The 23709-nt window shown below is 54.8% G+C and carries 1 protein-coding gene (running past both ends of the window); it reads right to left on the bottom strand.

This entire window lies inside a single protein-coding gene on the bottom strand: locus tag BU251_RS00160, encoding a peptide arginase family protein. The 119061-nt coding sequence extends 38122 nt beyond the window's left edge and 57230 nt beyond its right edge, so the window shows coding positions 57231–80939 (codon 19077, partial, through codon 26980, partial); the first complete codon in reading order (the gene reads right to left) occupies positions 23706 to 23708. Both the start codon and the stop codon lie outside the window.

Genomic DNA, 23709 nt, shown 5'->3' with positions numbered 1-23709 from the left:
AGGATACGCTGCCTCGCTATGCCTGTAGCCACACCCTCCATAAGTCGTAATACCAGATCGGCGTCCGCCCCCTCCTGAATGGATGAAAAGAGATAAAGTTCGCCTGTCGCCGGTTCATACCAGGCGTTCCTCAATTCCGGCAACGCAGGTTTCTGAGGATCGATCAGCACAACGTTGCTGCTCCTCAAACTCCTGTAGGCGTCAACAGACCCTAACCCCAGCGGCAATTCGATCTGGATACCGCTGGTCAGTATCAATGCCTGGTGATACTTATTGATATCTTTCCGGTGGGCCTTGCCCCAGTCCTGGACGGCCCCCTGGAGAAGGACGCCGCGGCCTTCTTCTTTTGCCGCGCGGATCGCCTGACGAATGGATGCCGGATCCGACGCACAAAGGGCCGGCGAGGAAAGCGCTTTCTTTTTTGCATCAACAAAAACAGGCCGGGCCTTGATTGCAGGCGAAGACACATCCGACAACCACGACGCAAGGATGGCAAAGTTCCTGTCTTTGTCTTGAGGGGCGCCGTTTTCAAGGACCCTGTCGAATTCGCCGATCCTCTCTTCAAAAATCCTCAGGTTGGTCACCGCTTCGGCGAGACGGATGTCCAATTCCTGCCCGTTCATCTTGCGATGCGCCATCCTCGAAGACAGCACATGCCTCAGTTCTTTTTCCGTCATCCGGCTCAACTGCCGCCGCGCTACCGGCAGGACAAGGGCCGCATGGACAGACGAGAATTCCGCCTTGAGCATCGTCAGGCTTTCATAGGAAGAGGTATCAAAAAGAACTGCCTTGTCTGCCTGTTCGGCCTCCTCCAACTCCCCGGCGGCGATGCCATACCAGTGGCCATGGCGTTGGCGCACAAGATGAAAGCGATGGAGATGCTGCAAGAAGCTCTTTTCATGGACAAATACGCGGTACCTGTCAGGCGTCTCTCCGTGCCTGGCCGGCCGCGTCGTCGTCAGGCGGGGATAGACAAAAGATTCTGCGCGCTCTTCAAGCAATCTCTCGATATAGGTGCTCTTGCCCGAACCGGAGACGCCGGCAAAAACAACTGCCCGCACAGCCGGCGAAGTAAGACCGTTCTCGTCGAAAAGGTCGTCCCCTGTCAATCCTTCCATCGCGCCCTGGGCCGAACCAGATGTCCCGCCCGCGCTTTTCAAGACCGTAGAATTCAAAGGAATCGATACGCCCCTTGTGGCCCCCTTGTCGGAGATGACAACCAGGTCGCCGTCCCTGAGAATGTAATGCGCGCCCCTGACAAAATAAGTTTCTAAGACCATATGGTTTTGGCTGTCCGCCACGTAGCTGCCAAAAGGACTGACGATCATTTTGTTCTTGGAGCCCTCCTGGCTCAGCTCCGCGGCCAGTTTTTCCAGCGTCGTTCCGGCCGGCCACCGCATGGTGTTGATGGCCAGCGGCCTTTTGCCGGCGGCATTCCTCGTATCGAGGACGTTGACGAAAACATACGGTTCCAGATACTCGGAGATCTTTGCAGAAATATCCTTGATGTCCCTGGTGCCGCTCAAATCGACGGCATTGAATTTCTGCGTCTTGAGCCGCCTGAAAGGAAGCTGGGTGATCTTGAAAGACCAGTGGGCGATATGGCCCAGGAACATCTCCCTGAAAACTTCTTCCGAACAGACCTGGATCTCATATTTCAAGCCGCGGTCATCCACAAGATCGAGGTGATAGCGGAAAAGCATGGGGCGGCCCGGCCCCATGTCGAGCTTCTTTGTATCAACGGCATTGGCCGGGTCCGCCGGAACGAAGCTGCGGCCCGCCAGCCGCAGTTCGCTGTCAGGAGGAAATGCGCCCAGGCAGCTCATGACGGCATAAACATCGGCTTCATCCTCCACGACGATGGAAATGCCGAACAAATCGCCCAACCCCGCAATGCTCGGATATTTGTCGGAGCGGAAGTGGACTTTGAGCCACGTCGAAAAAGCCTTTTTGACCCTCTCGTAAACAGCAACCCTGCCGTCGATCTTCTCATGCAGATAGTTGACGATGGTCATGCCCAATGCACGCAGGTATTCTTCGGCTTCGTTGCGCGATGAAACACGAAGGGCCGTCAGGATCTCGGCTTCCGTGATGAAATAGTGCTGAGGCTGGCTGTGCTTGAAGACTTCTTCCCGGAGCTCCGCCGCCAAAAGGATCAACCCCAACCTCTCGGCCATCGGTGCGTAAATCAAGCCGATCTGGTCAAGAAGATCCTTTTCTCCGCTGTAGGCGGCGATGCTGGCGAATTTGTCCGCCAACACCAGAATTCTCAGGGAATAGGTCGATGCCACCTTCAAGATCAAATCGATACGGTTCTGGATGGCGTATTTATTGCGGTAATCGATACTGGAAGGCAACGATGTCGCCGCCAGGAGGACCTTGACGTGGGCCGTTATCCGCTGGATGCGGTCTTTATCACAACCCGCCTCCCTCAAGATGTCCTTCAAATGGGCAGCTTCTGTCTTATGGGCCAAGGCCGCCAACTGGACATCTTCATCCTCGCAATACTCCCGAACCTTTTCGAGAACGCGCAGGACATGGCCGAAATAGGATTCCCCTGTCGGGAAAACCCGGCCGTGATAATGCGTTTCAAATACACCTTCAATCTCCTTCCACGGCCGCAACGCCTGTTTTCTTGCCTTTGAGCAAGGGCTGGAAAGAAGCGCGCCAGTCCCCGCAGCCATGGCGCGATGGGCATCGCCGGCATACTCTCTCGATTCTTCTCCATACTTGACCACCCAGCTACCTTTGTCCGTGAACAGCTTGTTCAGAAGCACATCGCGATGATCGGAACCTCGGCTCACTCCCCCTTCGCGAGAATAAACCGTCGGTATCGCCAGAGGGTCTAACCGGCCGGCGCCGATATTGCAAGAAAGAAGCAAAAGCCTGTCGATAGAGAACCGGCCGGCGAGCGCGTTGATCAATTCTGCGATGTTTATTTCCGTTTTTTCAACGACAAGGCGGCCATTGACGACATTGCCATGGATCGCCAGATACGGTCCTCTGAAAGACGTTGCTTTTCCCGGCGCAAACGTTTCAAGCTCAAAAATATTTTCAGGATTTAAATTCAATATCCCTGTCTTTTCGGGAAACACCGCTGCGCGAACACTATGGACCGCCCCGTCCACAACGACGACATTGACCCCTGAGCGATACCGCAGGAGCTCGAGTCCCGGGAAAGAGCGTCCCATCTGTCTCAAAAATTCTTTTTCATCCGCCGCGGGAGAGCTCACTTCTTCATCCTGGAGAAGCCCGGACTCACCCTGTTTCCAATAATCCGCCGGTCTCTTAAGATAATCCCTCATCATCGTGATGAGAGAGGCGCGAAAGACCTTCTTTGTGGCTTCGCCCTGGATTTTCTTGTACTGAAATACAGATTCCTGCACAGGCAGGACGAACATCGTCTTGAGCTTCTCTGCAAGACGTTCTGCCAGATCATCAAACAACATGCCGCCCGGCTGGATCCAATCGATATCCCGGAGGTCCTCTATGCTATCAAGGATATCTACGACCAGCGCATCCCTGCCGTCCCTGAAACGACGCAAGCCGCCGATATTGGAAGTGACGACCAAAGTGCCCTGACGCACGGCTTCATCGACCATCAGGTTATAACCTTCTCTCAGAGAAAGCGCTATATAAGGCATCTTGTGATGCGCGGCCAGCCGGTACAGAGAACCGACCTGCCGTCCGTGGGGATTGGCAACAAGATACATGCGGTCTTTACAGGGCGACTTCTCCATCAAGGAACGCAACAATTCGTAATAGGCGGTCCCCTCGGGATCATCGCTTGCGTAATTGCCGAAAATAAGCAAGGCGACATCGCCGGGGACAACATTTTCCGCGACAAGTTTTTCGAAGGCACGCACGACAATGGTCAGGCCTTTCCAGTAATCGAAACGGGCCCCCGAAACAATAACGGGCCTTGAGAAGTCGACCTTCCTTCCAAAAACATCGGTAATCTCTGAAGCGATGATATCCCGCGCCTCGCCGCCGGGGATAACCCTGTTTTTCTCGGCGAGAATGTCGATACCCGGAGGCTGGGAATAAATGGGCGCGCGCATATCATTGGCCTCGGAAGGTATGGAAAACGGCTGGGCCAAGATGGCATCGGAGACGGAATCCAAAAGCCTCAAAGACTCGACAAACCTGGCCCAGACGTCCATGGCGGAAGGATTTCTCTGGCGAATGCCTGAAAGATCGATATGGAACCTGAAGTACATGGGCATTTTTGCAGAAAACATGGTCTGACGGATATGGACAGCGGCCTTGACCATGCTGTTGACCTGTGGATCTTCAAAAAAGACAGCCCCAACGGTTTCATCAGTAAACACGGATTCAAAGATGCGCGCATTGTCAAAGTTGACCGTATCCAAGAGATCGAGCTGATGAGGCTCTAAAACGCTCTCTTTGCCTTGCAGGATGTTGTGGATGGTTTTGGTCACGGTGTAGAATTCAGGGGCTCGCGGATAGATGATATGCCATTCCATCTCGATACCCAGAAGCTTGAGGATGCTGCCCATGGTGAGCATCATCTCTGCGACTCCACCGCCTGAGAACGTCGCGTTGAAAACGACAATTTTGTTTTTGTTGTTGCGCTTCAGCACGGCGACGCTTTCACGGATGTCGGAGAAGATCCTGTCTGCCTCTTCTTTGCCGAGGACAGCCCGGTATTGCTCCTGGTATTCTTCGAGCGTGTGCTTTGGCTGCGTAAATTCATACCGTAAAGTGTCACGCACAAGCCGCGGATTGATCCGTGCACACTTGATGAGGACATTCACCGCAAGCGACCAATTTTTACCTTGGCTGAAATCCTTGTTGAAGAAATTCTCTTTAACGAGAGAAACACTTCTCCTGATCTCCTCGTCGGTTAATGACCTTGCCTTTGCCGTCGTTCTGAGGATATTGACAACATCAGCTGCTTGATTCTTCGCCCCCGAGCTCACCCCCCTCGCAGCCGATGAGACGCTCACCTCTCCTGCCCTGTTGATGGTGATGGCGGTGTTGTCAAGGACAAGAAGATCGTCGCCTGTCTGGCCGAACGTGCCGAAGGCCGGTCTGGGCTTCAGGGAATTCAAATCAAAGATGCCGGCGTAGTCGGAGGTGATGGTGACGGTGTTTTTGAGGATGACGTTGTTGAGCCTGATGCGACCGGTGATGTTCAAGGTGTCGAGGTGCCTGGTCGAGGTGGTGCCAAAGGAGTCGATCACGTTCTGGACATCTGCGTAGAAGCCGTCGTCCTGGGGCCTGCCTTTGTCGTCAAGTTCAAGGTCTCCGGTTTCCTGGGTGCGCTTGTAGCTTGAGAGGTTGATGGTCGGAGGCACCTGATTCTCTGTGGCATCCTGGAGGGTCCAGTTCTTTGCATCGAAGCGGTAGTAGTCGGAGTAGGCCTGGAACCAGAAGTCAAAGGCGGTCTTGACCGGGGTGAAGAAGCGGGTGCGCTTTTCGGTGTCGACGTTGACGACGCGCAGGAGCTTCTCTTGGCCGTGTCTCTGCAGGATGTCCTTGATCCTCTCGTCCTTGGTCGTGGCAAAGAAGGCGTTCAAGTTAAGCAGGCTTGAGCCGATGGCGCCTTCCAATTGGGTATACTTCTTCGAGTCCTTCTTCTCTTTGACGTTTTCGATCAAGTCAGGTGAGACGATGCGCTCGACCAAGTCATGGCCGGACAAGATCTCGCCTTCGTATTCGACGTTCTCCAAGCTTGCGACCTCCCTCAGGATCGGGGCCAGGACCGTGTAGTTGATGAGGGCGATGTTGGTGTTGAAGCACTGGGCGCCGGGCTCGTTGGTGAGGCTTGAGGCCTGGCGGCCCAAGGGGTCCAGGCCTGGGACTGCAGGCGTGCCGGCGAGGCCTATCGCATAGAAGAGCTGCTCGTGTTCTTTGGAGACCTTCTTGGCCTGGGCGAGCTCCAGCATCTGGGCCCGGATGGTGACGCCAGGGCCCTGGGGCCCGAGCCCTGAGGGGGTTGAAGGATCTGATATGACCTGGATGCCGATCTGGCCGCCCTTCTTGTCCAAGCCGGCCTTGGTGGTCGAGATCATGACCAGGGCGACCTTGTTCTTGGCCATCCAGCCGATGATATTGGCATCCGGGAAGTTGGCTGCGCCGTCTCCGTTGTAGAAGGCGCGGATGTAGGTCCTGGGCGCATGGTCTTGAGCGGAAGCAAAGGGCTGGTGGAAGTTTAAGGCCTCAAACAGGAGCCTGACCCCCCATTGGCCGTGTCCGCCTGGGGCAGTGAACTTGGTGGTCAATAAGCCTGTTTCGATGTCAATAATAGGTAAGTCCTTCTGGAAGAGCATCTCGTCTTCACCTTTGGTCAGGCCGACATTCAATTGCTGCATGGCCTCCCGGTAGGTCCTCCTGGAGCCCTGGGGGATGCTCTCATCCAAGGTATCCGGCAGATAGGTGGAATCGAGCAGTTTGCGGTAGCTGGGGGCGGAGTCGTCATTGACCAGGGGCTGGAAGATAGCCTGGCGGTAGAGAATGGCGTCCTTCAAGACGCGCAGGAGCTTGATCTCGGCAATGGAGACGGTCTTCTCAAAGGTCTTGGGGTTGCCTTGGGCATCTTTGCCTTCGATCTCAAAGGTGAAGTAGAGGTCTGTCGCCTTGGCGCCGAGCCTGGCGCGGCCTGTCTTGGGGTCGTCCTTGGGCCGGCTCAGGGTCTCTTCCAGGTAGCGCTCGCGCTTGACCGAGGTGCCCAGGCCGCCGTCCATGGGGTTGAAGGTGATGACCACATCTGAGGCAGCGAGCCTGTTGGAGGCATCGGCTGCGATATCATCGTAGTCGACAGCCCCCAGGAGGGTTGAGCGCTGCTCTTCTGTCAAGAGGGCTGAGGGATAGAAGTTTTGGCCGATGACCAAGGCCTGGGCAGCCTGGTCTTGGGGATTCATGGCCTTCAAGACCTGGTACTTGTGCAGGAGTCCCTTGATGTGGACGACATCCGGGGCCTTGAGATCCAGGGAGGTGATGAACTCCTCTAAGAGGGAGGCGTTGGTGGCGGGGCTGGAGGAATCGGCCAAGACATAAGGTTTAACACCTTCCAATTCCGAGTGCGCAGCCTCCTCGAAAGAGGATGTCCTGCGAAGTCCTGAGCCAGTCGAAGGACGAAGTCCCGAGCTTGTCGAGGGGAGCGAAAGCGAGGGGGAAGAAAGAACCTTGGGCTCCTGAGGCGCCGCACGGGTCTGGTTGACAGAGCCGATGCCGGCGGTCTTCTGTAAATCTTCTTGTGTGCGATTGATAGCGGCAGAGGAAACGCCGTCTGCGCGATCCGCCGCGGCGTTACCCCTCTTCACGAAGGACTTGATGGCGGTAACCCTTTCTTTTCGAGCCAAGGTCTGCGCCACAGCCTCTTCCAGGCGGTCAGCCTGTATTTCAATAAAATCCCATATCCCCTGTTCTGTGACCCGTTCAACGGGTTTTGCGTCAATAGGCAGCTCGCCGTTATCGGCAACGCCCGTCGATACGATCAGGGCCCTGACGCGCTCTTCATTGCGCCGGATAAACTCCCTGATCTTCCGGGCCGCATCCAGATAGGCATCATACCGGACGCTCAACAGAGGATAACCATGCACATTGTAGGAATGATCGTTATAAAAAAGCGGGGCCAGGCTTGTTTCCATGTCGAACGGAATGAGTCGGCCGTCTTTCAAGAGATACTGCGCGTCAGCCCAATACAGCAATAAGCCGAAATACACGTCCAGGAACTCATTGTTTTCCGCCCGGGCGATGCGGCTGGCATCAACGTTGGAACCCAGCTTCGTCGCCACAAGAGTTTGCGCACCCTCGATATATTCCGTGGCGATAAAGGTCTCTCGGCCGCCCTCTCTTTGGATCACCCTGATCTCGGGGACGATGATATGGAGACCGCTGAAATTCCCGTCTGCAAGCATCATGCGCAGCAGACCTGCTGCAAACAACGTCCTCTCCGCGTTGCGACGGATAGTCATGTAGGCCGTCGGCCAGCCGGAGAGGATATCGGGGGTGACGACGTGCTTTAAAACAAACTGCTGCGGCTCGCCGTTAGGCCTCGCGAACCCTTCGATCTCAACGACACAGAAATCACCTTCGACATTGATGATCGAGTCCTCTAAAGCATCTGCGATCCTCTGCTCCTTTCCTTCGCCCTTGATGAGCATGACGAGGCTGACCTTCCTGCCGTCTGCTGTCATGAAAGATCCGGGCCCCTTGACGAAGGAAGACATCCCGGAAGATACGGAGGCCGGCCCGCCCTGCCTCTCCCGGCCAAAAGAAACAGATCCCGGCGCATCCAGAGGTTTACGGCGCACGCGCAGCATCCAGCCGTAATGGCGTTGCGCCTCCGCTACGGCCGTATTGTCGCCGTAGAGAAAATCTGAGAGTCTCTGATCTAATTCCCCGACCCCCGGAATTTCGATCTCGGGCAAGGGCAGCGGAAAATCCTTGCCGCAATCCCAGAAACGATCGGCGTCAGGATCAAAAAGATGATCGTCCGTGACAAAATAACCTCCGGCGCGCATGCGCATGTAGAGCTGACGGATAAACGATTCCTTGCGGTAATAAGCGGCGGCTATTTCATTGGCGGCGCGCTGATAATACACATCGAAGGTCAACGACTCCAACAGAGACCGATATTCGGAAGGCCGGGTCACGTCGGCATTGATCAATGTCACCTGATAATTTTCAAAGTTGGCCGTCCCTGGATAAGCCCATAAGAAAGAGAGACGCGGATATCCCAGATACGTATCGACATAAATGGTTTCCCTGTCTATCTCCAGGGCCTCAAGCTCAAACATACACGCCGCGGCAACCGAACGCCTTGCGTTCAGGAAGGCGCCATTGGCATAGCCGCTAAAATATTTATCCTTATATTCCGGGTCAAGATGGCGCTGAATGAACGGTTTCCACTCTCCGGCCAAAACGCGCTGCAGATAAGGCGCTGAGGTCTTAAAGAATCGACCGGGATATTTGCAGATAAAGAAAGACACGAGCGGATTAACGGCATGAAGCAGCGTGGAGAAGTCGGCGCCTGCAGCGCCTGAAATAGCAACGAGCGGCGCATCATCCGGATTGACGACATCTTTGGTCGCCATGAGGCGCTCCATATGCAAAGGATGCAGCAACCCATTCTTCACCGCGGGCAGACCGGCAACATCGACAGCGGGATTGGAGGAGCCTGCCGACGACGCCCTGCGATCGAAGGAAATCCCGGACAAACCTGTGATGAGCGCAATCGAACCAGCCGAGGGAAGCGAAAGCGAAGGACTGGAAATAAATAAAGGCTCTGTGGACAACTCAGCTAAAACTTGCGGCTCATCGTCGGCCGCCGCCTTGTTTTTCTTGATCGTGCCGCACTCTGTGCAACGATATAAAATCATCCATCCTTTTTTACCGTTATACATGAGTCCGATCGGCTCCAGGTTGCCTTTGCATTTGTTGGCACGGTCACCAGGGGCGTTATCCAGATGTTTCGACCAAAGACAATGCGGACAGTGGTCTCTAAAGCCGCCATGAAGAGGAGAAACCTGAACCCCGCAGTGCTCACAGACAAAAGAAATATTCAGGCTCTTGTCTGCAATGAAAGAGGCGCCGAGGACGCCAACTAAATCAGCTTTATTTATTTCCTGATAGCCGCATTGATTTTGAAGCGAAGGGCTGGAGACTGAAGCCAAAATATCCAGGTTTGTTTCAATCCGAGGTCGACGTCCTGAGCGAAGCGAAGGGCTGGAGTGACTCTGCGATGATGTCCTGCGAAGTCCTGAGTCAGTCGAAGGACGAAGTCCCGAGCTTGTCGAGGGGAGCGAAAGCGAGGGAGAAGACAGAACCTTTGACTCCTGAGGTGCCGCCCTGGTCTGATTCACATCATCCACGCCGGCTGTCTTCTCTGGATCTTCTTGTGTGCTGTTGACGCCAGGAGACGAGATCTCTTCAGCCTGAGGCTCTGGCGTGTTGTTGTTGCCGTTGAGCAGGAGCTTGACGACCTTGGCCGCCTTCCAGACGCCGGAGGTCACCTCCAGCTCCCCTTCCATGGGCAGAGGCAGGTCTGTGGGGATCTTGGTGTAGAACTCCACGTGGCTGTCCACGCGGCGCTTGAGGCACAGAGGCACGCGGATGCCGAAGTCGTTGACCAGATCGGCGCGGACCATGTCAAAAGGTATGATGCCGCTCTTGCCGTAGTTGACGGTGTCCCAGCCTGCCAGGTCGATCTTGGCCGTCAATTCAAGCTCCTCGTTGTTGTCTGCATCCAGGCTGAAGACATCGCCGTTGCGCGCGACGTTCTTGACGCCTTCGGCGCTGTAGGCCAGGAGCGTCACGTCCTCGATGGCCGCCTCGCCGCAGACGCGCGGCTTGGCCGGGCTCTTCTGGTGGTTGAAGATCGCGCTGTTCCACAGACGCAGGTATTCGGCGCCTGTGATGAGCGCGCCCAGGTAGCGGCTCAGACGGATCGACTGGGCCTGGTAGATGCTAAGCGTGCCTCTTTGGAACTCTTCGTTGGCCCAGAAGACGATCCTGCGGTAGTCCCTGTCGCTGGTCGCCGCCGGGATGAGGGTGTTGCCGGTCTGGGTGCGCCTGTTGACAGCCAGGCCCTGGCGCTGGATGATGCCCTCCCAGAAGGGCGCGCCCATCTGCAGGCCCGCATTGGCCGAGACATCGGCCTCGGTGTATTCGGAGGCGCCGGTGTAGCGGTCCGAATCCTGGATCTGGATGTCAGAGGCGGCGAGCAGGCGCCTCTGGTCGTCGATGTTGAACTTGCCTCTGAAGATGAACTGACCCGCGTAACCCGCCTTCGATAATCTCTCCTGGAGATGCTCGAGGTCCTGGCCGATCCGGCGCGACTCCTCATAGGGCTGGACATTGCCGAAGATGACGACCTGGATGCCGGCCTTGACCCAGGCCTCGATGTTGGCGTCGGTGAAGGCCCTGAAGCGTCCTGCCTTTTCAGCCACGAGGCGGCCTGAGTAAGAGATGACCATTTGGTCGGCTTTGAGGCCGAAGCCCGAGTCTTCCTTGGCCTGGCGCTTGCCGATCGCCACTTGTTCGGCCGTCAGGTACTCGTATTCATCGATGTCGTGCTTCATTAAGGCGGCGCGCAAGAATTCAGAAGAGTACATGCGGTTGTCGCCGTTGGTGACGCCATAAAGCCGCACACCCGGATCGCGGCTGTTCATCTCAAAGCCGTGGATGGCGCTGACGGCCTTGGCGACGTCGGCGCAGCGCACGCCGGCCGAGGTGAAGTCCCATATCTTGGTACCGAACTCATCCCTCAAGAAGACCCAGAGCCATTCGTCAGGGACGCCGGCGGCCTTGAGGTAACGTTTGCCGTATTCGAAGTCCGAGATCATGACGCGGTTGCGGTAGGTGTGGGTCGTGCCGCAGAAGACGGCATCCTTGAAGATCTCGTAGGTCTCCAGAAGGTTATTGTCATCGACGTCCGCATGCATGATCGCGGAGGCGTCGCTGTAGAAGATCTTCCTCCAGGCGGCCAGAGGCAGGACCTGGCCGTCGTTGCAGTCGACCAAGGGCGCCTTGTAGCCGGAGCCCAGCCTGTGTTTCTTCTCAAGCTCCAGGTAACGGATGAGCTCCAAGCTCGCCTTGGTGAAGAACTCGGTGAACTCATAGTTGGAGGCCGGGGAATCAGGCGTGCCGTATTCATAGAGGATGTTGACGAACCGGCCGTCGGTGTCGCGGATGAGGTAGGTCAAGACGCCGATGCCGTTAACGGCCGTGTAGGCCTCGAAGGTCACGTACTGGCCCTGGACAAAGGTGTTGAAGGTCTTATCGAGCTTCTGAAGGTCCCGGACAGGCAGCGGCACGGCATGGGGGTCTGTGTAATCCAGGGGGTGGACGGCGCCTGTCTTGTCGCGGTGCTTGCGGTAGAAGGGCTCCATGCAGATGATGTCGGCGCCCAGCTGGTGCATGCCGGTGCCATGATACTGCATGACCCGGCCCAGGCCGCCGGCGAGCAATGAGATCTCGGCGGCGACAAAATAGATGCTGCGGTGCAGAAGCTGAGGCGCCTGCGAGGCCAGCCAGTCGACCGTGGCTGCCTGGGGATCAAGCATCAGGAGCACGGCGTCGATCAAGGGCAGCCTCTCCCACTGGCTGCGGCTCAACAAGTATGAGACCATCTGCTCGTGGTCTCTCTGGCTCATGAGGGCGACCGCGCGCAGGACAGGATAATTGGCTTCCACAGGATAGATGCTCCAGCCTTGGGCGAATTGGGCGTACATGTCTATCGCGGCGAGGAATTCGCGGCGGCCGGCCTTGGCGGCTTTTTTCAAGTCGTGCTGGATGTATGCGGTGTCATCGGCCCAAGTGGCAACCAGGCGCGGATTCAGGTCGAAGACGACCTGGGTCCCTGTGATCGTCTCGATGTCAAAGGCGCCGTTGGCGGCATTGCGGACCAGGCCCCTGCGGCGCAGGCCTTCCAGGAGATCCACAAGCCTGCCCTGGTCAAACGGCAGCATGTGGTCCCTGAAGGCCGCCTCGGCGGCGTTGTAGATGTCGTTGACGGCGATCAAATGGTCCTCGTTGCGGTTGAGGCGCAAGAGGACCCCTGCCAGGACATAAGACTCCAGCCACTCCGGCCGGTTGACCCCGCGGCCGCGCATCATGTCCGGGAACGGGAACGGGATGGTGTAGCAGCGCATGTTCAGGGCGATGGTGGGGGAAGAGACTGTGACCTTATGTGCCGCGAGGATTGCGCCGATAAGATAAGGCGATCCGACAGGATAAGGATAGCCGGATACTTCCAACGTCTCCACACGATAGCCTGCCGCTGCAAGCTTGGCCTTGAGATTGCCGACTTTGCCGCTCTCCACATCCATCTGTTCGACTGTCACGACGAGCAATCCGGAAGGCTTCAAAATCCTGAAGGCCTGCGCCAGCAATTCATCGTCGCGCGTGATATTGTTGATGGTGACTAAATCTATTGAGGCGGAAGCGATGTGATCCTGTGCTTCGCCATAAAGGACTCTGTCGCCATTCCTGGCGGCTTCCGCAACAAGGGCCTTGTCGATGCAGAACGACAATGGCTCGACGCCGGCTACTTTGACCTGTTCAAAGAGACTGAGGTTCCGCAGGAACTTCCCGAGTCTCACGACAAAAGCACCGTCACCTGCATCAAGGTCGGCGGCCCTGAATGTGCCCTTGTGATGACGGAACATCTCCGCGATGGCTTTTGTGAAATTCGCCGGAGAGCTCAAATTTTCCCCAACGACCCCTGCTCCTGTTAAGCCGCACGGATCACTGAGGCCGCGCGAAACAAGATACCCAGCTTCAAAAGCGGAATATCCCGACCGAGACGAAGTCTCGGACATAACAGGAGAATCGGTATCGGTCAACCTGCCACGGTAGGTCCGTACCGCAGGGGCCGTTGGATCAGCAATTATTTTATTTCTGTTGTCGCATATCTCCACCTGCCAGGATACTTTCCCCTTCAAAGCCGGAGAAGAAATAGAAACTACTTCCATCTTTTTCAGAGAAGCAAGGGACATCTCTATGTCGATGGTGTTAACCTCATGATGGACCAACATTGTGGCTGCATCGGCAGCAGAACGGAACAGCCCAACCACATCCCTGAAAGATCCAATCGCATCACGTAGACTCTCAATGCCGAGTTGTCTTTTGCTTTCCTTGTCAGAGAGGCACCAATTGACAAATCCTCCCAGAGATGTCACTTTATTGCGTAAATAATGCTCTGCCGTGCTGATAAAATATATCGGCATCGAAGACAACGCTTCGGTCGCAGACCACAATGAAGCGATATTCTCTACGGAAATGCTCTCTTCGAAAGAAGAAACCCTTTGCTTGATGCCGTCGCCGCCGCACTGCTCAAGCCACTGCTCTATTTCGCCGACAAACCTTTCTGTTTCGGCAGCCAGACGCCTCATGACGAAACCGAAGGCCTGCCGAGATGCGCCTGTCAATTCGACTCTCATGTAGTTCCGGAAAACGCCGGGCGTGACTTCCAGTTTGACGACAGGAGGAAGGATTGCTTTGACCTGTTCGCGGATCGTCTTGAGAGTTTCCCTGGACGCTCCCCTCCTTCCCGAAACCAAAGACAGCGATTTTTCGTGGAAACGAGGAATCCTGCAAACGGCATCGATCTGTTCCCGGCTCGCATTGGCAAACTCAGGAGTCATATAATATCCGACGCGAATGGTTCGCGAACCCGGTCTCTTCTCTCTGGCGAAGCGAAGCAGGCCGCACATCTGAAGGGCCGTAAGCAACTTTTTGGCATGTTCATGGTCTGCCGCTTTGCCAAGCCATGGACAGGTTTTCCCGGCGACGATCAGCGTGCCGTTTGCACGGTACTGGATCGGCTGGTCGGCGGTCTTGTCCTTGTGTTCCCAAAGGCTTTGGATCCATTCGGCTGCCGTTACATAAGAGAATAATCTCCCCGCCTTCTTAACTGAGTTAGCCTGCGAACGACTCACCTTTATCTTCCGGCCGGGGCTAAGAAGGGTTGTATTATTCTTCGCCCCCGAGCTCACCCCCCTCGCAGCCGATGAGACGCTCACCTCCCCTGCCCTGTTGATGGTGACGGTCGTGTTGTCAAGGACAAGAAGATCGTCGCCTGTCTGGCCGAACGTGCCGAAGGCCGGTCTGGGCTTCGGGGGGTTCAAATCAAAGATGCCGGCGTAGTCGGAGGTGATGGTGACGGTGTTTTTGAGGATGACGTTGTTGAGCCTGACGTGACCGGTGATGTTCAAGGTGTCGAGGTGCCTGGTCGAGGTGGTGCCAAAGGAGTCGATCACGTTCTGGACATCGCCGTAATAGGCGTCGTCTTCTGGCTTGCCTTTGTTATCGAGCTTGAGCTCGCCTGTGGCCGGGTCGCGCTTGTAGCTAGCCAGGTTTATGGTCGGAGGCACCTGACCCTCTGTGGCATCCTGGAGGGTCCAGTTCTTTGCATCGAAGCGGTAGTAGTCGGAGTAGGCCTGGAACCAGAAGTCAAAGGCGGTCTTGACCGGGGTGAAGAAGCGGGTGCGCTTTTCGGTGTCGACGTTGACGACGCGCAGGAGCTTCTCTTGGCCGTGTCTCTGCAGGATGTCCTTGATCCTCTCGTCCTTGGTCGTGGCAAAGAAGGCGTTCAAGTTAAGCAGGCTTGAGCCGATGGCGCCTTCCAATTGGGTATACTTCTTCGAGTCCTTCTTCTCTTTGACGTTTTCGATCAAGTCAGGTGAGACGATGCGCTCGACCAAGTCATGGCCGGACAAGATCTCGCCTTCGTATTCGACGTTCTCCAAGCTTGCGACCTCCCTCAGGATCGGGGCCAGGACCGTGTAGTTGATGAGGGCGATGTTGGTGTTGAAGCACTGGGCGCCGGGCTCGTTGGTGAGGCTTGAGGCCTGGCGGCCCAAGGGGTCCAGGCCTGGGACTGCAGGCGTGCCATTGAGGCCTATCGCATAGAAGAGCTGCTCGTGTTCTTTGGAGACCTTCTTGGCCTGGGCGAGCTCCAGCATCTGGGCCCGGATGGTGACGCCAGGGCCCTGGGGCCCGAGCCCTGAGGGGGTTGAAGGATCTGATATGACCTGGATGCCGATCTGGCCGCCCTTCTTGTCCAAGCCGGCCTTGGTGGTCGAGATCATGACCAGGGCGACCTTGTTCTTGGCCATCCAGCCGATGATATTGGCATCCGGGAAGTTGGCTGCGCCGTCTCCGTTGTAGAAGGCGCGGATGTAGGTCCTGGGCGCATGGTCTTGAGCGGAAGCAAAGGGCTGGTGGAAGTTTAAGGCCTCAAACAGGAGCCTGACCCCCCATTGGCCGTGTCCGCCTGGGGCAGTGAACTTGGTGGTCAATAAGCCTGTTTCGATGTCAATAATAGGTAAGTCCTTCTGGAAGAGCATCTCGTCTTCACCTTTGGTCAGGCCGACATTCAATTGCTGCATGGCCTCCCGGTAGGTCCTCCTGGAGCCCTGGGGGATGCTCTCATCCAAGGTATCCGGCAGATAGGTGGAATCGAGCAGTTTGCGGTAGCTGGGGGCCGAGTCGTCATTGACCAGGGGCTGGAAGATAGCCTGGCGGTAGAGAATGGCGTCCTTCAAGACGCGCAGGAGCTTGATCTCGGCAATGGAGACGGTCTTCTCAAAGGTCTTGGGGTTGCCTTGGGCATCTTTGCCTTCGATCTCAAAGGTGAAGTAGAGGTCTGTCGCCTTGGCGCCGAGCCTGGCGCGGCCTGTCTTGGGGTCGTCCTTGGGCCGGCTCAGGGTCTCTTCCAGGTAGCGCTCGCGCTTGACCGAGGTGCCCAGGCCGCCGTCCATGGGGTTGAAGGTGATGACCACATCTGAGGCAGCGAGCCTGTTGGAGGCATCGGCTGCGATATCATCGTAGTCGACAGCCCCCAGGAGGGTTGAGCGCTGCTCTTCTGTCAAGAGGGCTGAGGGATAGAAGTTTTGGCCGATGACCAAGGCCTGGGCAGCCTGGTCTTGGGGATTCATGGCCTTCAAGACCTGGTACTTGTGCAGGAGTCCTTTGATGTGGACGACATCCGGGGCCTTGAGATCCAGGGAGGTGATGAACTCCTCTAAGAGGGAGGCGTTGGTGACAGGAGAAGAAAAAGCATCTTGCCCCACTCCCCCCCGGGCCATTTCAGCCGCTGTCGAAACATGCGGCTTCTTGAAACCCCTCTCCTGCGCAACGCGTCCTTGCTGCCTGCCGACAGACACTGAAGATTCCACAACATCGCTGGCACCCTTACGCGCCCGTTCAATCTGCAACCTCGTCGATTCATAAGAAGCAGAGTCGACAATCCTGCGAATATTGTCCATACGGAAAGGCAGAATCGGCGTTAAGTTCGTCGGCGCCTGATAGGGCCTTTCGTTCGTTTCCAAGAAGTAGATACGGCCATCCTTGGCGAAGGCGAAATCAACGCCGACATTCGCTGCGCCTTCCGCGCCGATCTGGCTTCTCATATAAGCGCAGAGAATATCCATGACACCTACGGCCATAGCGTCGGCTTCAGCAATCTGGCCTTCGGTCAAGATGCCTTCTCTCCAGAGGTTCTCGATCGTGTCTTCACCTTCGGTATTGGCATCCGTGATCAAAGAACCCTTTTCTGCAACCGTGCGGATCAATCTCTGGGAAACAACCCAGCCGCCGTGAATATCTCTCTGGACAATCCAGCGTCCGATGAACCGGCGGCCTTCTGCGTTCTCGGCCAAATCGATCGCCTGCTCAACGTTATAGCCGACCAAGCCGTAAATGGAGCTTACTCTATCCGGTGTAAGCCCTTCAATGATCTCGTCTAATGCCGAACGCCCTGTGGCCGGATTGAATTCCAGCATGGACCTGTCCACATATACAATGCCCTGGCCTTTGGAACCGAGGTCCGGCTTGATCATGACGGCAGAATGCTTCTTGAGCATGACCGTCACGGCATCACGCAACTCAGCCTTCTTAAGACGCAGGCGGCTCTCAGGCAGATGCTGTGTCACGGCTTCAACACCGCTGACGCGCAGCAATTCAAGAACCTTGGCTTTAGAGGGCGAAATCGTCTCAAAATAGAGGGAGTTCACACCGTTGGTGCTCTGGATATCCCAAACTTCGCCCGGCAACGAGAGGAATTCCTGCGGATAGATCTCAGAAGGCTCGGACATCTCGTAAGCCCTGTTCAGGACGACCCAGCCTTCCCTCTTGGCTTGGCCGAAATATTCTTCGAGGCCGTTTCTGCCTGTTACAGGATTGATCCTGGCCTTCATCTCGTTAAGATCCTGCACATCCAGGACCTCGATATCCACCCCGACTTCAGCCGCACGCTCCTTCATGAAATCAACATAGGTCGCCGGCTCTGAACACGGCACAAATCCTTTTTCCGTCCTCTTCTGGACGATGACAACAAGCTTCGGCCTTCTGACGCCGGAGACATCAACGCCCTCGGCACGAGCCTGCGCGGCCATCCCTTCTCTTGCACCAACAACAGCCGCAGGCGCAGGTAAGACATTCTGACCGTATGTGAATACACCGACCTCGCTAAGATCAGTAGCCCTTTCAAAAATAAACTCCAGCCGGCCGTCAGCGTTGCGGCTAAGCTTCTTAAGCATGAATTCGTTATCGAGCAATATGCCGATATTTTGCGTATCGTGGATTTGGAGGCGAGCGACTTCAAGACGGCCCTGGGCCCTGCGTTCGAGACGGACTCCGGAAATATCGACGGAGGAAAACGGAGACTTACGATGCGTAATAAAGAAAGAAAGGGCTTCAAAGATGGACCGCGCTTCTTTGTCTTCGAGCTGCGACACATATTCCGCCAGCACCTGGCTGAATGTCTTTTCAGGCGACCGGTTGCCGAGCTCGAAGATCCTATTCAGATGTTTTCTGGCGGCGTCTTCATCAAAAGCCCCAAAGACTGCATAAATGAAATCTCTGGAAGTAAAGCCGTTGTGGATCTGAGCGTCGAGCGCTTCTCTGACAGCCTCATCGATGTTGAGAGACGCAAGCAATCCGGCATTTTCTTCGACCAACTGTCTTAAGACATCGCGGCCCTGGGCCTTCCCTCCGCCGTGCGTAACGACCGTCCCGCGCAATCCGAACTGGCTGGCGTGGCGGACCGTATCCACATATTCCTCAAAGCTCTGCTCTAAGTCGATCTTGCCGCGAATAGCCAGGAGCGCCAAAAGATAATACAAGCCGACGTAATTTGGGTTGATCGGGATATCCAGGATGCGCAACTCAAGCAGGGACGGCAGCCCTTTGCCTTCGTGGCCATTCAAGACGATCTCGGCATAGTTAAAGATGTTCTGATACCCGGCCCAGGCCTTGCGGTCTTTCAGACCGCGGGACACCGGCGCCCAGATGCCTCTTTGCATAGCGGCATTGCTGAACCAGAAGAAACCGAGAAGCTTTAATCTCCGGTAATACTCCTTGAGCGCCGCCTCATCGACACGGCCGTCCGCCAGCATGGCGCCGAAATTCATATGCATGCTCACGCCGTCCCAGCCGAGGAATGACGGCAAGAGATCCGCCTGCTCAGGATGCGCGACCATGATCTTCTCGATCAAGGCCAGGATCTTCAATGTCTGCTCCGCAAACGTCCTGACCTCATCCGTGATCTCAGAAATCGACCTGTGGCCTGTATTAGCTTCAACGGCTACAGAGTGGTCAAAGACAATGCCCGAATCGCCATTATGTTCCCCAACAGCATCTTTCAGCATCGCATAGCCCACCGGCCTTCTGGAGCCGGGCGCCCAATGCCTGCCCTGGCCCTTCTTGGATCCACCCCTCACACGCTGGCGCTCTACAGCATCTTTCGATGCAGAATCGCCCTGCCGTTCTGTCAATGTCAACTCGATCTCTGTGCCTATCGTCGGCGCAGATTCTTTTTTCTGTGTCTTTGGCGCCGACTCTTCTTCTTTATTGCTTTCCTTCTTGTCTTCCTTCTGATCACTCGGCGCCGGCCCCCTATCCGTCGTCTGTGTTGTCGTCCCAAGGAAGTATCCATATAAGAACAAACCCACAACTATGGCAGTCAAAATCGGCCAATACCAAGCAAGGGTTGTAATATAGACAATGGCTGCCGATCCGAACGTTCCGCTCACCCAGGCATGTCTGAGTTCTCCGCGAGTCAACTCCTTAATGCCGACAACTGTAAGAATGCCGCCAAGAAAACGGCCCAACACCTTAACCGCAGCAATAAACTTAATATGGATAAGGTTAACGGCGAAATCCTTGATAAAGGAAATTTTTGGAGCCTTGAAATCAAAGAGGAACTTAGGCGACGTCAACAAACTCAGAACCAGATAAATGGTTGCGACAGGACCGACAACAGAAAGGTAGGGAATAGAAGTGAGCGCTAATATCGGCAGGAATTGCGGATAGACGGCGCCAGCCAAAAGCTTCAGGCTCCAGAAAATAGCCGCACCGAACCCTAGAGCAGTGACGGCCAAAGCAGATGTCTCAAGGAATGGCTGATCAACCTTACCCTGTAAATATCTCCCCATCTTAACCAGCACCTTATCAATCCTGAAATAGCTTGCCAAAGCAGGCGAAGAAACAGAGTCCTGAAGCCAGGTTTTTATAACATCAAAGGCGCTATTGACATTCCTTGAAATAATGGTGGCTCTCGACTTATCAATGTTTCTTGCGCGATCAGGATGGAACTTTAGCATAAGATCATTTCTTGCCTGCTTAACCTGATCGAGCGAAACACCAAACTCTAACCCAAAGAGCTCGTAGGCCCTTACAACTGTCATACGCCCAGAGAAACGATACCAATTTTCACCCGTCTCAATGTTCTGCCTCTTGATTTCATCTCTTCGCCTTTCTTCAGCCAAACGCCTTTCTTCTTCAGCCTTGCGGCGCTGTTCTTCTTGTGCTTTTCGTCTCTCTTCTGCGCGACGCTTCGCTTCTTCCTGATGCTTTCTTTGTCCTTCTGTATTTTGTTTTGCCTGAGACCGATATTTTTCCTTTATTTTTTCAGTCTTCTCCTTGGTTGTGTCTTTCCAGCTTTCTGTTGTAACACCTGACGTTCCTTCCAAAAAGTATCCATATAAGAATAAGCCAACAACTATGGCGGTCAAAATTGGCCAATACCACGTCAACGTTGCGGCATACACGATAGCTGTCGCGCTAAGCGTGCCGCTCGCCCAAGCATGTATGAGCCCACCACGGGTCAAGTCTTTAGCGAAGAACGTCTTCAAGGCTAGGGCGAAGCTGACAATGGAAAAAACGATAGCGAATGGGCCAACCAAGGCAATAAACGGAGCCGAACCCCAGGCCAACTCAGGCAAAAAATGCGGATATGTACCCTTGGCAAGATATATCAATGACCATGCGCTAGACAATCCAATCCCTACAGCACTGTGTATTGAAGCTGTACTGGCATAAATCCAGTTTGATGCGGCTTCATTCTTTATCCCAACCCATTTCACCTTATCCTGTAAATACTTGCCGGACTTAATCAGAATATCGTCAATCCACGGGAATTCAGCGCCACGAACAACCTTCTTCTGATAAAAACTCTTGGTCTTGCTGGCAGATGAAGCAGGGGAAGAAACCGATTGCGTCTCATGACTTATGGCTAATAGCTTACGGCCAAAACTTCGTGATGCTGCTTGGGCAGGAGAAGAAATAGAATCTCTTCCGATGGAATTAAGCTTATCCTGAAGATTGCTCGGCTTTAAAGAAGAAACAAAATTCTTGAGCTTATCGTAATTTACCTTTCTAATAAGTTCGTATCCTGTTGTTTGCCTAAGTTCATGCCCGACTTTTCCTGGACCATAAGGGTTTGGCTCGCTCCACCGATAGCTCTCTTCTACGCTTCCTTGCAACCCTGCTTGAGCCAGATTTCTACGACCCAACGCAATTTTCTCAGCAACCCAGGAACTCCTTTGTTGATCCCCCCATACTTCGCCACAGGGGCCAGATGCGCCAATATAATATTCCGTCTCAATAATTTTCTGAGCAAAATTTTCAGTAAAATATTCTTCAATTAAAGTCCAATTTGCAATAACAGCCTGCAGAATATTTGTTTCTTGAATGAGATTCAAGAAATCAATCAAATCTAAAGACAATCCTGTCTGCGACGCTGGCAAGGAATGCCCTAATCTACCCTCGAGCTTTGCCCTCGCCGTAGCATATTCCGTAGCATAGCGCCTGCTTATCAATTCAGATTTAGCACTTATCTTATCTGATTTATATTTATCAAAAATTTTCTCTATCAGCGTATCACTGGCCCATATGGCCCCTGAAATGACAAAAAGAATAGTTGTGTAAATTAAAAATTCTTTAGCGCCAGCGGTTATCTGATAGATAGGATCTGCGCTGAATATACTCTTGAAAATATCAGGTAGGCTGATAGTCAAAATACAACCAGAGAGAACAACAAGGGGTTTGGCAAGATCAGCAATAGAAGAAGGCGAGGAAATGGAACCATCTCGATACACAAACTCTATTAACTGATTCAAGTCTTCAGAGGCCACATTAACGGTTGTTTTACGAAGATCTTTTTGCAAAGTCTCTACTCTCTCATAGCCAGCGTTACTGGCTAATACCCGGAGTTTGTTTTTCAAGGAATCGGAGGATGGATAAGTATCCACCAAGACAACGACTTCTTGCCAGAGCGCCGGTGGGATAGCGTTAAGACCTTTAACTCCTCTGTATTCAGGCGTAATATCGCCTTTGGCGGCATAAAGAATGATGCGCCACATCTCAGCCACAACCACTTCAGAAAACTCTGTTTTACTCAACCCCTCAACATCCCAGTCAATTGTGTAGCTTATACCTTGGACATTCAGCCTCTGCCAGGCTTCTGCATAGACGTTAAACGTGGCCTTGGACCTGAACTGCTGTTGCGGGGTTTGGATATATGCGACACGAAGCGCCTCGCCAGCCATCAATCCGAATTCTCGGCGGACTTGCGTCAGTAATGGGATAGCGTGCTCAAAATTCTGCGGCGTGTTTGAAGATTGCTCTTCCAAAAGAATATCGGCCTCTTTAACAATAATAGCTTCCTGAGCTGCCATCGCCAAAATGATCTCTTTTATCATCCTGGCCTCGGAGGCCGGAGCAACATTAAAACCACTCCTTGCGGCTTCTTTGATCAGGGATTCTGTTAACCTTCCCCTTCCACCTGTTGTAATAATCTTCTTCGCTTTACCTTCTTGGTAAAGATGCAAGGCCTCTCTGAAAGTTTCAAGGTTATCATTGCCCAGAATGATCAAGGCATGCACTTCCAAGGCATCTCTTGCAATATCAGAAGCGCTGAAAAAATCTTTGAGGTTTTGAGTAGGAGAAGAAATAACTTGGAGCTGTTGCGGTGCGGCTCGGGTCTGGTTCACATCACCCACGCCTGCTGTCTTCTCCAGATCTTCTTGTGTGCCGTTGACGCCAGGAGATGAGATCTCTTCAGCCTGAGGCTCTGGCGTGTTGTTGTTGCCGTTGATCAGGAGCTTGACGACCTTGGCCGCCTTCCAGACACCGGAGGTCACCTCCAGCTCCCCTTCCATGGGCAGGGGCAGGTCTGTGGGGATCTTGGTGTAGAACTCCACATGGCTGTCCACGCGGCGCTTGATGCACAGAGGCACGCGGATGCCGAAGTCGTTGACCAGCTCGGCGCGCACCATGTCAAAAGGAACGATGCCCTGGGTCCCGTAGTTGACGGTGTCCCAGCCTGCCAGGTCGATCTTGGCCGTCAATTCAAGCTCCTCGTTGTTGTCTGCATCCAGGCTGAAGACATCGCCGTTGCGCGCGACGTTCTTGACGCCTTCGGCGCTGTAGGCCAGGAGCGTCACGTCCTCGATGGCCGCCTCGCCGCAGACGCGCGGCTTGGCCGGGCTCTTCTGGTGGTTGAAGATCGCGCTGTTCCACAGACGCAGGTATTCGGCGCCTGTGATGAGCGCGCCCAGGTAGCGGCTCAGACGGATCGACTGGGCCTGGTAGATGCTAAGCGTGCCTCTTTGGAACTCTTCGTTGGCCCAGAAGACGATCCTGCGGTAGTCCCTGTCGCTGGTCGCCGCCGGGATGAGGGTGTTGCCGGTCTGGGTGCGCCTGTTGACAGCCAGGCCCTGGCGCTGGATGATGCCCTCCCAGAAGGGCGCGCCCATCTGCAGGCCCGCATTGGCCGAGACATCGGCCTCGGTGTATTCGGAGGCGCCGGTGTAGCGGTCCGAATCCTGGATCTGGATGTCAGAGGCGGCGAGCAGGCGCCTCTGGTCGTCGATGTTGAACTTGCCTCTGAAGATGAACTGACCCGCGTAACCCGCCTTCGATAATCTCTCCTGGAGATGCTCGAGGTCCTGG

This window comes from Candidatus Velamenicoccus archaeovorus, assembly GCF_004102945.1.
Lineage (GTDB): Bacteria > Omnitrophota > Gorgyraeia > Velamenicoccales > Velamenicoccaceae > Velamenicoccus > Velamenicoccus archaeovorus.
Note: the sequence above shows the minus strand (reverse complement) of the source record. Positions and strands in the feature narration are given on the sequence as shown.